8 protein-coding genes are annotated in these 11,659 nt (G+C 44.7%); 6 read left to right on the top strand and 2 right to left on the bottom strand.

Annotated features, from left to right (window positions below; genetic code table 11):
• Nucleotides 1–93: 93 nt before the first annotated feature.
• The gene (locus tag Q9R46_RS14020; RefSeq protein ID WP_145331903.1) at nt 94–381 is read left to right on the top strand and encodes a stage VI sporulation protein F; all 288 of its coding nucleotides are present in this window, start codon (nt 94–96) and stop codon (nt 379–381) included.
• A gap of 1,089 nt (nt 382–1,470) precedes the next feature.
• On the opposite strand, the gene Q9R46_RS14015 is transcribed toward Q9R46_RS14020, so the two are convergent.
• Nucleotides 1,471–3,051, bottom strand: a complete 1,581-nt coding sequence (locus Q9R46_RS14015) for a response regulator transcription factor (protein WP_311280450.1) — start codon at nt 3,049–3,051, stop codon at nt 1,471–1,473.
• A 17-nt stretch (nt 3,052–3,068) separates the two neighbouring features.
• Nucleotides 3,069–4,865 carry a sensor histidine kinase gene (locus Q9R46_RS14010; RefSeq protein WP_311280449.1) on the bottom strand — a complete coding sequence of 599 codons (1,797 nt, stop codon included), beginning with the start codon at nt 4,863–4,865 and terminating at the stop codon, nt 3,069–3,071.
• A gap of 130 nt (nt 4,866–4,995) precedes the next feature.
• On the opposite strand from Q9R46_RS14010, the gene Q9R46_RS14005 reads away from it, so the two are divergent.
• The 5 genes from Q9R46_RS14005 (at nt 4,996) to Q9R46_RS13985 (ending at nt 11,633) form a co-directional block, all read left to right on the top strand.
• The gene (locus Q9R46_RS14005; protein ID WP_311280448.1) at nt 4,996–6,324 is read left to right on the top strand and encodes an ABC transporter substrate-binding protein; all 1,329 of its coding nucleotides are present in this window, start codon (nt 4,996–4,998) and stop codon (nt 6,322–6,324) included.
• Nucleotides 6,325–6,435: 111 nt separating this feature from the next.
• Nucleotides 6,436–7,314 (top strand): carbohydrate ABC transporter permease, encoded by an 879-nt coding sequence (locus Q9R46_RS14000; RefSeq protein WP_090922696.1) that lies wholly within the window; start codon nt 6,436–6,438, stop codon nt 7,312–7,314.
• Nucleotides 7,311–8,147, top strand: a complete 837-nt coding sequence (locus Q9R46_RS13995; RefSeq protein WP_311280447.1) for a carbohydrate ABC transporter permease — start codon at nt 7,311–7,313, stop codon at nt 8,145–8,147. Before Q9R46_RS14000 ends, Q9R46_RS13995 begins: the two co-directional genes overlap by 4 nt.
• Nucleotides 8,148–8,162: 15 nt before the next feature.
• Nucleotides 8,163–9,758 (top strand): alpha-L-rhamnosidase-related protein, encoded by a 1,596-nt coding sequence (locus Q9R46_RS13990; RefSeq protein WP_311280446.1) that lies wholly within the window; start codon nt 8,163–8,165, stop codon nt 9,756–9,758.
• A 222-nt stretch (nt 9,759–9,980) separates the two neighbouring features.
• The gene (locus Q9R46_RS13985; protein ID WP_397386383.1) at nt 9,981–11,633 is read left to right on the top strand and encodes a LytS/YhcK type 5TM receptor domain-containing protein; all 1,653 of its coding nucleotides are present in this window, start codon (nt 9,981–9,983) and stop codon (nt 11,631–11,633) included.
• Nucleotides 11,634–11,659: the final 26 nt, after the last annotated feature.

Below are 11,659 nucleotides of genomic sequence, written 5' to 3'. Positions count from 1 at the left end.
TTTAAGGCATGTTTTGTAAAAAGTGACAAGTGACCAAGCCCTCCCGACATATGAATAAGAAGTGAGTTCATTTTTTGGGAGGTGCTGTACGTTTTGGGTTACCAACAATATGGAATTAGTCCGCAGCTGGTGGAGCGGATCAAATTAAAGATGAAGAATCCTGCAGTCAAAGAGCGGATTAAAAAGCTGATCGATGGCGTAACCAAGGCCGATCTGCAGGATAAAGCGAAGGTGCGCAGGCTCATTAAATCGTCGGCAGTCATTATGAATGAGAACTTCTCGCCTGCACAGGAGGAGCAATTTGTCACTTTTGTGATCGCGCAGAAGATTGATCCGAACAATACGTTTCATTTGATTAAGCTGTGGGGCATGTTCAGGTAAGGTTGAATGTGATGTTATCCTGCAAAGAAAGATGGGTGTTTACACGTGGCACTACGAGGACAGAATACCCTTCTGATCGCTGTTATCCCCGGATTTTTTGTGAATTACCCTCTATAAAGGTATAATCCGGTGATAAAGGCGAACGCTCCGCTTCTTTAGGCTATTTCTGTCATCCCCGTTAAACTGTAAACGAACGTTCTTTTGAAAGGCACATTACATTCAAAAGAGTATGGTAATGTAAAGAAGGGTGTTTCATCAGTCATACGTGACTTGATGAAATGCCTTTTTTGAATTTTGACAGAGGATCACTTTTGCTTTCCTCCGATAGGAAGGGAAGACTGCAACATACAAGTAGTGTAGACGTGACGTCACAGTACGAGATGCGAGATGTGTGACGGTTATCGGGCTCTGTTATTTTTTTTTGATAGATGTGGAGGAAGTTAGATTGGAAATACTTAAGATGCTGAGAGGACACCGGAGAGCTTGGTTTTCTAACGATCACCAGAGACGCTATTTCAGCGATATCACACGTTTTTATTTTCTAACGATTCCAGGGAAGCTTATTTGAGTTGTTTGGCGCTAAAACGGGCTTGTTTCCTCTGTTTTTGTTGAAATAAGCTCTGTGGAGATCGTTACAATTTCAGAAGGTTCTATTTCGCTCAAATAAGCTCATCTGAAATCGTTAGAATTTGGAGAGATACGGTGAGCAGTTTTACTGGGAGGCTTTGCTCGTTAGCTTTGTGATCATAATTAAAATTAAAAAAATAACTTGTGTTAGCTAACGTTTGCTGCGGAAGAAAGGTTGTAGTGTTGACTAGTGTTATCTGAGGAAGAGAAGTTGGTCAATTCAGCCCAAGTGTGGATGGTGGGAGAACAGTTGTAGTTTTAGTCTAGTGTTCGCTGTGAAGGAGAAGTTGGTCAATTCAGCTAATTAAGGATAGTGGAAGAAGGATGAAGTTTTGGCTGGTTTTCTATGTTCTTGCTATGCGTCCCTGTGGATCAGCGTTTCCAGATCAGTCTAGTATTCTCTGTGAATGAAAAGATTTAAAACCTCTGCATTAAGCAGGCATACCTCAAAGAACCAGGTCATCACTCGTGACCTGGTTCTTTGGTGCTGTAAGTAACTTTGTACTGTTTCCGGAATTCCTCGGGAGTCAGTCCGGTCACTTTTTTAAATACGCGGAAGAAGTACTTTGGATTATCATAACCAAGCTGCTTGGCAATGCGATAGACTTTGTCCTCGGTCAAGGTTAAGGCACGTTTAGCTTGTTCAATGCGCAGGCGGTTAACGTAATCTGTGAAGTTCTCGCCGTGTTTTTCTTTAAATAGATAGCTGAGATAACTTGGGTTCAGGTAAAAAAGGGAGGAGACCCATTCCAGCGTTAAATCTTTGGCATAATGAATATCGATATATTTTCTGACGTTGTCGATAACCTGATCGGATCGATAGGGATTATATTCTTGAAGCAGTAGTGCTGTCCCTGTCAACACCTTGTCCATATACTGACGAATGGATTCCATATCAAATGAAATGTCAAGCACGGCTTCGAGACTGGAGGAAGCATTTCCGTTGCTACTGCTACCGCTTTGTAAATAATGTTGCAGCAAGCGCTTCGTTTCAGCCACAATGTCCCGGCACTGCTCTTTCAGGTGTGCTAGTAAAGCATCAGGTTGCTGGAGAAAGAAAGCAAAGAAATCAGCGATTAACTCTTGCACTTTGGATACGCTGCCGCTTTCGATGGAAAACAGTAATTCATGTGACCTGCTCCAGCGCAAGGAAGACAAGGTGTTGTTCTCCTCTGTATAGGTATAACATTTACCGAAATCGGTAATGGAGCGTTGGTCGAGAGCTAAAATAGTCTGATGATGAGCATCACGAATACGACTTACATCGGATAAGGGAAGACTGATTCCGATACAACATTCCGCTGTTGTTGTTTCTGCAAGGATACGCTCAGCGTATAGAACGGCACGTTTTTGCAGTTCAGCAACTGTGCCGCCTGGATCACACATCATCAGAAAAACAAGTTGTTCTGATTGAGGATGCGGGATATAGAGACTGTGCGGAAAAGATGGAAGATGCTCCACGATGAAGGGTTTAGGACTATAGATCATCATAAAAAGCAGAAGTTTGGCTTCCAGAAGGAGAGCGAATTCGCGGGAACGGAATATAGGGCGCTTCGCGGGCAGATGTGGACTCAGCACAACATGAAGGAAAGTCTGATGGTCAGCATCGATTTTCATTTGTTCTGTCTCCACAGTCAGCTGAACAACCTCTTGTTTCAGCGCGCGCTCTTGTTCAAGTGTTCGTATGGCTTGTTGCAGTGCACGTTGAACTTCGTCCCGGCTAAACGGTTTAAGCAGGTAATTGACTACCTTGGCCGAGATGGCCTCCTGCATATAATCAAAATCAGTATGGCCACTGATAACGATGAGTTTGATATGAGGAAAACGCTGGCTCACCGTTCGAATTAACCATTGCCCGTCCATCTCGGGCATGCGCATATCTGTGAAGACAATATCGGGGCTTAAGGATTCGATTAATTCCAATGCATCGGCTCCATTGTCTGCTTCACCAACCAGCGTCATCTTATGCTCCGATGCCTCCAGTTTTTTTAACAGACCTTTACGAATCAAATGTTCGTCATCCACAACGATAAACGTATACATAGCGGTCACCTCTACTCTCAAAGACTTGGAATCTTTACGGTAATTCGGGTTCCTCGATGAACCTCACTATGGAAGGTCAACCCGTATCCGTCACCATAATACAGAACAATTCGTGAATGTACGTTTTTGATGCCAATGCTCTGCTTGAGCCTTTGACCGACAGAAATGAATTCTGGCGGCTGTAATAGTTGTTGTCTCAGCTCATCTGCTTGTTCAGGTGCAATGCCTACGCCGTCATCGCATACTTCAAAGATGATCTGTTCATCTTGAACCTTGCCGGTAATCATAATCGTACCCTTGCCACGTTTGTTCTCCAGACCATGATAAATTGCATTTTCCACGAGCGGTTGCAACAGGAGTTTAAGCATATAGTGGTTTTGGATCTCAGGCTCCACGTAGAGCTCGAAGTTGATTTTATCTCCGTACCTGATCTGCTGAATGGCCATATAATTTTCAACATGCTGTAGCTCTTCGCTGACGGTCACGCGTTCACTATCTGTTTTGATGCTGTAACGGAACATATCGCCGAGTGACTTGGTCATAACGACAATGCTTTCCACCTCTTCAATCTCTGCAATACTGTTGATTGACTCCAGTGTATTGTATAAGAAATGAGAATTAATCTGAGCTTCGAGTGCTTTCATCTGTGAATCGAGTGTCAGGATTTTATTTTGATAGCTCTCCCGAATATGGGTATCAATATCCTTTATCATTTTATTGAATTCATGATAGAGGATTCCGATTTCATCCACATGTTTGCTTTTTTGCGGTCTGATCTTCACGAACTGATGTGATTTGGTCTTACGCATCATTTTGGTTAATTCAATGATCGGTTTGGTAATCAGGTTGGACAAGAAAAAGGATAAGAGTAGAAAGATTACAGCACAGCTTACAGCAACATACAAAAATAGCTTTTGAGAGATGTTGTACTGCTCGTATAAGCGTTCAAGAGAGATGTTGGCAATGACATTCCAGTTATGTCCAGGCACCTTTTGTATAACGGTCATCATTTTATCCTGAATGGTTTTATACTGTGAACTGCTGTTCACTTGCTTCATTGCCGGATTAAAGCTGGCAGGAAGAGGATGTCCGATCTGGTCGCTTTCCGTGGAGTATAGTATTTTCCCCTGATCGTCAGCCAAATACAGGTTGGAGAGACTTGGCGCAGGATTCCGTTTCAGTCCGTCAAAAATGTTCATCCCGCAATCCAGCATGAATACGCCGAGAAACTCATGATTGTTCGGATCGTAAAGGGCTCTGGAGAAACCAATCGACTGTTTGGCATTGATAATATAAGGCTTAACGCCCACCTCACCAACATATAAATCACCTTTACGCTGAATGGTGTCGAGATACCATTGATCTTGAAGAGCAACGTAGTCTAAACGCAAATCCGTGCCACTGCTTCCATAACTGATCCATTTTCCGTCCGGTGTGAAGAGGTAGAGACCATTAATGTAATTGTATCCGAGCAAAATATTTTCAAAGATCAGCTTGAGCTTGCTACGTATCATAAAAATGTCGTACTGATCATTCGTATTGTTCAGCTTCGTTAGTTCATCACTAACTGTACTGTAAGCGGTTGCATTGGAAGACTGCTGAAGAAGAGTGACCGAAATCCGGTCAATGTTCTGCAAAATCTCTTCCATACTTTTGACCGAATTGCCGATTGTTGTGGATGTAATCAGAGAAGTCTGCTCATTCACCAGCTTCGTATAACTTCGGTAGGAACTCAGGGATACAACGATAATGGGTATGATCGACACAAGAACGAGGATCAGAAACAGTTTGGTTTTGATATTGAACAGAATCATACGTGCTCCCCCTGCGAATGTCAATTCTAAAAATAGTGCACCACACAAGCTAAAGTAAATGTACTGATGAACGCCGTATGATGAAAATGTGCACAAAGCAAGAATAAACATGAATCGGGGGAATGACAAGATGAAAAATAGAAAACAACTGTGGCCTTTGACTTTAGTGCTGCTAATGACGTTCCTTAGCGCATGTAGTTCTGCCAGTCAGGAACAGGGAAGTTCCGACAATAATGGGGGAGCCGGTGACTCTGCCAAACCGATCACGTTGACGATGATGCTCTCAGGAAACAAGGCGTCGGAAGGGGAGGACTTCGAACTCGAAACGTTGCCTCGTCTAGTCAAGGAAAAGTTTCCGAATATCACGTTGGAAGTGCAGAAGCTTCCTGATGATCAGTACAACACCTCGGTACGAACGAAACTGGCAGCTGGACAGGGGCCGGATATGTTCTGGATTTTCCCCAAAAATTCAGCAGGTGGAGTCGTTGATTTTGCCAAAGCAGGATTTGCCGCTGACCTGTCTGACCTGAAGTTCTGGAATAATATCAGTCAAGGTGCAAAGGATGATATGTCTGTGGACGGCAAGCCATACGGCGTATCGGGTGGTATTGCATTTCTGGGGGCTTATTACAATAAGGAACTGCTACAACAGGTCGGTTACTCCGAATTTCCGAAAGATTGGCCTTCGTTTCTGGAATTATGCCAAAAGTTGAAGGATGCGGGGATCACACCGATTGCTATGGGAGATAAAGATCCGTGGGTGATCCAATTTGGAATGTACCAGATTGCGGCCAACATGGTATACCCGGATGATAAGGATTTTGATGTAAAGCTGCAAAAAGGTGAGAAATCACTGACCGATCCAAAGTGGATTGAAACGATCTCAAGGTATAAAGATCTGTACGACAAAGGTTACATCGTGAAGAACTCACTGGGTATCGGCAGTGCACAATCAGCACAGCTGTTCATTGATGGCAAAGCAGCGATGACATTGACCGGTACATGGGATTACGCTTCCATGACATCCAAAGGTGCAGCTGACTTCACTCGCGGATTCTCTTCCCTTCCAGGCAATGATTCTGGCAAACCGGTATATGTGTCTGGTGCAACATCGGCCGGTTATGCACTCAATGCAAAATCAGCCAATCTGGATGCAGCGAAGCAAGTGCTGAATTATCTGTTTGACGGACAGTCAGAGTTGTTCAAAGCTTTTGTGGCTTCCAACAGTTCAATCAGTGTGTACAAAGGTGTGACATTGGAGAAGGAATTGTTCAAGGAAGTAAATGACAATTATCAACAAACAGGCAATTCTGTATATTTTAGCAATCAGATGTGGCCTGCGGGAGTGTCGGATGTCATGCAAGCCAAATTCGCAGAGATTATCGCTGGACAAAAGACAACACCTGAAGAGGTCGCAACTGCGATGGAAAGCAAATTTAGAGAGCTGTGGAAGAACTAGAGTGTGTCTGAAAACACTTGATCAAGAATTAGATGAAACTGTCTGTTGCCATGGGGAAGGGCTTTTCAGCTACTTCCCTGGCCGCATTCTTCTGGGAGAGGATGGAGCAAGATGAACTCGACTGTCATGAAAAAGTCCATGTACTGGTTTGCTGTACCCGCATTACTTTTTTACCTTACATTCTGGATTTTCCCGATTCTGCGGTTATTCCAGTACAGTATAACGGACTATAACGGATATGCTCAGGCGTTTAGCTATATCGGATTGGACAATTACAAAGATTTGTTTCGCGGTGATGTGCTTGGTGTATCGTTGAAAAACACATTAATCTATACGTTTGTTACGGTTATTGTGGGTAATCTAATCGGTTTGGGGATGGCCTTGCTATTAAATATGAAAATAAGAGGAACCGGAATCTACCGTTCTTTGGCCTATATTCCTACGCTATTCAGCGCAATCGTTGTGGGATTTCTCTGGAGTTACGTATACATGCCGGATTACGGGCTGATTTCTTCCTTTCTGAATAAACTGGGTATTGCGAGTGAACTGAATTTCCTCGGTGATTATTCAACAGCCTTGTATTCCATCATTTTTGTGGAAATCTGGAAAACGATCGGGACTACGATGATTATTTTCCTGGCCGGTCTGCAAACAGTCCCGAATGATCTGTTAGAAGCAGGTCGAATTGACGGGTGCGGTCCTTGGCGGTTGTTGCGACATGTGAAGATACCTCTTCTGGCAACGGCTATCACCATTAATGTAACCCTTAGCTTGATCAACGGGCTCAAAGCGTTTGACTTTCCGTTTATTATGACCAATGGCGGCCCAGGTACAGCGACGAATACGTTAATCTTTTCAATCTATAAAATGGCATTTACCGAGCAGCTCTTTGGTAAGGCTTCAGCGCTTGGTGTCATATCTTTTGCTGTAATTATCGTTATTACGGCGGTATTTGTACTGAAAATGAACAAGCGGGAGGTGTCGGCATGACTTCTCGCAAATGGATGGGAAAAGGGTTTACCCAGCTCGCTGTCATTCTGATTATAGCGTTGAATCTGATTCCATTGATCATTGCTTTTTCGACTTCATTGCGTGATCCGAAAGATAACACCAATCCACTCGTCCTGTTTCAAGGTATGTCTCTGGCAAGTTACAAAGCTGCCTTCGAGCGTATGCATTTTCTAGATGCTTTATGGAACAGCGTTGTGTTAACTGGGGTATCGGTCATCTTTGTTGTCCTGTTCGCAGCGATGGCCTCATATCCGATGGCCCGGCTGAAAACAAAGCTCAGCAAGTTTATGTATTTATTTTTTCTGTCCGGGCTCGTGGTGCCTGCTCAGATGGTGCTGATCCCTATCGTGCAGATGATTAATGCGCTGCATATTCCGACGAACCAGTATACTCCGATTTTTATGTTTATAACCTGCAGCTTGCCGTTTTCCACCTTCCTGTATACCGGATTTATTCGCAGTGGTGTACCTGAAGAGGTGGAGGAGGCTGCACATATTGATGGTGCCGGATTATTCCAGCGTTTCTGGACAGTTGTTTTTCCGCTGCTCCTTCCAGTGACGGTGTCCGTTATTATTACGCAGGGGGTATGGATCTGGAACGATTACTTTTTTAATATGATTTTTATTTCCGGAGCCGGAGATTCACCTTTACCTCTAGCGATGCTTGGATTTATGGGGGATCAGCAAAATCCGACCCAATGGAATGTATTGTTCGCAGCTTGCTTTCTGTGTGCACTGCCGCTGTTGCTGGTCTTTTTATTTTTACAAAAATACTTTGTTGGTGGTATGACGGTTGGTGCAGTTAAAGGTTAAGGAGGGGAACCTGACATGAGTGAAAAGATTATAAGTGAAACCAAGATGGGTGAACATATCATAAACGAATCATGGATGGATCAGGCGCAGCAATGGATTCCAAAGCTCCACGAGCAAACGGTATATCCCGAGCAGATCGTTCGTTCCATGTCAGATTCACATGCATTTCAAGGATGGCGGATGGAGACGATGGGCCCGGCTTCTGTTTTGCCCAAGCAAACGCTATGCAAGGGAGACGAGATAACACTGGATTTTGGCCAGCATCTCGTCGGTTATGTAACGCTGTCACTGCTGAACGTCCGAAGCAATGCAGATGCACCTTTGAGATTAAAATTGACATTTGGCGAGATGCCATGTGAGGTTGCGGAAGACTTTTCCACATATGAGGGGTGGCTTAGTCGTTCCTGGTTGCAGGACGAGGTGCTTAATGTGGACGTGCTACCTGGCACAGTTACGTTGAACCGTCGATATGCCTTTCGTTATCTGAAGATTGAAGTACTGGACACATCGATTCGGTATGATATCCAGATCAAGGATATTTATTGTAGGGCGGTGACTTCCGCATCGATGGATGCTGTACCGCCATTGCCGGAAAACATCGATGAAGAGCTCGCACAGCTTGATCTGGTATCAATTCGTACTCTTCGGGATTGTATGCAAACGGTATTTGAGGATGGGCCGAAACGGGATCGTCGGTTGTGGATTGGTGATCTGCGTTTGCAGGCCTTGGTCAACTATGAGACATTTGGCTGTAATGATCTGGTGAAGCGCTGTTTATACCTGTTTGCCGGATCAAGGCTGGAAGGTGGGCAAATAGGTGCGTGCCTGTACGAAAAACCGGAGCCTTACGTAGATGACATCTACTTGTATGACTATGCCCTATTTTTCATCACTACATTATGGGACTATTACGAGGCGACGAAGGATCGAGAGACACTAGAGGTGTTGTGGCCTGTTGCCAGAGAGCAGATCGACATTGCCTTGAAACGTCTGGATGCACGTGGTGTTGTGCAGGATGATGACACGTGGTATTGCTTCCTCGATTGGCATGAGCAGTTGAATAAACAGGCAGGTGCACAGGCGATATTGATCTATGGCATGAAAAGAGGGCAATGGATTGCCCGGGAACTGGGGCTGTCCGCGCAAGAGGAACAGATTCAGATGCAGGTTCAGCAGGCGGAACGGGCTACCCTTCATTATTTATGGGATGAGGAACAAGGTTTCTTCATCAGTGGTGAGGGACGTCAGGTATCGTGGGCATCGCAGGTCTGGATGATTCTGGCTGAAGTGGTGGATAAGGATGCAGCGTGGGCATTGTTGCAACGGTTGATGAATCATAAGGAAGCAATTCCAATGAACACGCCTTACATGATGCATCATTACGTAGAGTCGCTGTTGCAATGTGGAAAAAAGGAAGAGGCCTTGGCGCAGATTCGAGCATACTGGGGCGGCATGGTAAAGGATGGAGCAGATACGTTCTGGGAGCTATATAATCCCGACGACAAGACATATTCTCCGTATGGCAGTAATCTGATCAATAGTTATTGCCATGCCTGGAGCTGTACACCAAGTTATTTTATTAGACGAATATTTGCTTCAACTTTTAGCTGATCCAAATGCAGTGGAACGAGGTCAACCGGATGTTCGGTTGGCCTTTTTACGATTTTCACAGGATATCCTTTGCTTTCCTCCAAGGGGGAGGGTAAACTGTTGCATACAAGTAGTGTGGATACATGTCGCACTGCGGGATGCATGAGCGTTTTCCGGCGCTGTAATTGTTATTGTTATTTTTTTCAGATAGATGTGGAGGAAGATGGATTGGAAATGTTTACGATGTTGCTGGGGCTGTTCGAGCGGGCGGCGCTGCTGATTATATTTTTGTTTTTTCTGTCGCGGGTGCCGCGGTTCAGGCAGATTTTGCAGAAGGGCAAGTTAAGATGGCAGGAGTATGCTGCGGTAACGTTGTTATTCTGTGCGTTTGCCATCTTTGGTACATATACAGGCATCAACGTTGAAGGCTCACTTGTTAATGTGCGGATTATTGCGATTTTATCAGGTGGAATTTTATTTGGGGCACCGGTGGGCATTATTACGGGACTTGTGTCCGGAGTGCATCGTTATCTCATCGATATGGATGGTATAACCGCGATTCCGTGCCTGATCACAAGTATTCTGGCGGGGCTGGTGTCAGGTTACATTCACAAATACACCCCAAAATCCAAACGCTGGATGATCGGTATTGGGGCAGGCATGATCATTGAAGCGCTCACGATGCTGCTGATTCTCTTATACTCGTATCCTGACCCGCTTGGAGCAGATATCGTTTCGAAGATTGCACTGCCGATGATTTTGGGTGAGGTGAACATTGGGCTGATCGTACTTTTGGTGCAGAGTGTGGAGGGGGAAAAGGAGTTAATTGCAGGCCGTCAGGCCAAACTGGCTTTGGAGATTGCGAATAAAACACTACCGTATTTCCGCTCGATTGATGAGGATTCCCTGCGCAAAATATGTAAAATCATTCAAGAAGATATTCAGGCCGATGCGGTTGCGATCACCGATACACGGAATGTTTTGGCTTATGTTGGTTTTGGTGAGGAACGGTATCATATTGGCAATGAGATTATTAGTGAAATGACTAAGAAGACGATTTCCAGCGGGGAAATTACGATAAGTAATGATGTGACGGATGAGAAGACTCCAGATATTCACTCGCTACTGATTATTCCCTTGAAGGAACGTGGCGATGTAACGGGCGCACTCAAAATCTATTATCGTAAAGCTTACAAAATTACGTATCCGTTACAAACGATGGCTGTAGGGCTCTCTCAGATTATCTCCACGCAGATGGAGGTTTCACGCGTAGAGGAGATTAAGGCAGCGGCGAACAAGGCTGAACTGCGCGCTTTGCAAACGACGATTCATCCTCATTTTTTGTTCAATGCGCTGAACGCTATCGCTTCGTCCATACGCACCAAGCCAGATCGTGCGCGCGAATTGATTGTTAACCTTTCAGGTTACATGCGTTATAACTTGGAGCTGTCGGACGAGTTAATTGATATTCATAAAGAGCTGGAGCAAGTCCGTAATTATGTGGAGATTGAAAAAGCACGCTTTGGCAGCAGACTCACAGTTGTCTATGAGATTGATGAAGTGGCGGTGCATATTCCCAGTCTGGTCATTCAGCCGCTCGTGGAAAACGCGATTATACACGGCATTCTGAAGGTTAAGGGTGCTGGAACTGTGCGGATTCGGGTACAGGACCATCCCGATTTTGTGCGAATCAGCGTTAGTGATACCGGGGCAGGCATCAGCGCGGATATTATTGAAAAAGTCTACCATGATCGCATGCCGGGCAATCAGATCGGGCTATATAATGTGCATCGGCGTGTGAAGCTGATTTACGGGCAAGGCCTGACGATTAGAAGATTAGAGCAAGGAACAGATATTTTATTTGATGTACCCAAAGGAGATGTCATACCAAGGTGATAAAGCGATGAGAGCGTTAGATGAAG

This window comes from Paenibacillus sp. RRE4, assembly GCF_031844205.1.
Classification (GTDB): domain Bacteria; phylum Bacillota; class Bacilli; order Paenibacillales; family Paenibacillaceae; genus Paenibacillus; species Paenibacillus xylanexedens_B.
Note: the sequence above shows the minus strand (reverse complement) of the source record. Positions and strands in the feature narration are given on the sequence as shown.

Excerpts from the sequence above, each read along its gene's own strand:
- Q9R46_RS14015 (WP_311280450.1), bottom strand. The coding sequence starts at position 3,051 with ATGTATACGTTTATCGTTGTGGATGACGAACATTTGATTCGTAAAGGT.
- Q9R46_RS14010 (WP_311280449.1), bottom strand. The coding sequence starts at position 4,865 with ATGATTCTGTTCAATATCAAAACCAAACTGTTTCTGATCCTCGTTCTT.
- Q9R46_RS14005 (WP_311280448.1), top strand. The coding sequence starts at position 4,996 with ATGAAAAATAGAAAACAACTGTGGCCTTTGACTTTAGTGCTGCTAATG.
- Q9R46_RS14000 (WP_090922696.1), top strand. The coding sequence starts at position 6,436 with ATGAACTCGACTGTCATGAAAAAGTCCATGTACTGGTTTGCTGTACCC.
- Q9R46_RS13995 (WP_311280447.1), top strand. The coding sequence starts at position 7,311 with ATGACTTCTCGCAAATGGATGGGAAAAGGGTTTACCCAGCTCGCTGTC.
- Q9R46_RS13990 (WP_311280446.1), top strand. The coding sequence starts at position 8,163 with ATGAGTGAAAAGATTATAAGTGAAACCAAGATGGGTGAACATATCATA.
- Q9R46_RS13985 (WP_397386383.1), top strand. The coding sequence starts at position 9,981 with ATGTTGCTGGGGCTGTTCGAGCGGGCGGCGCTGCTGATTATATTTTTG.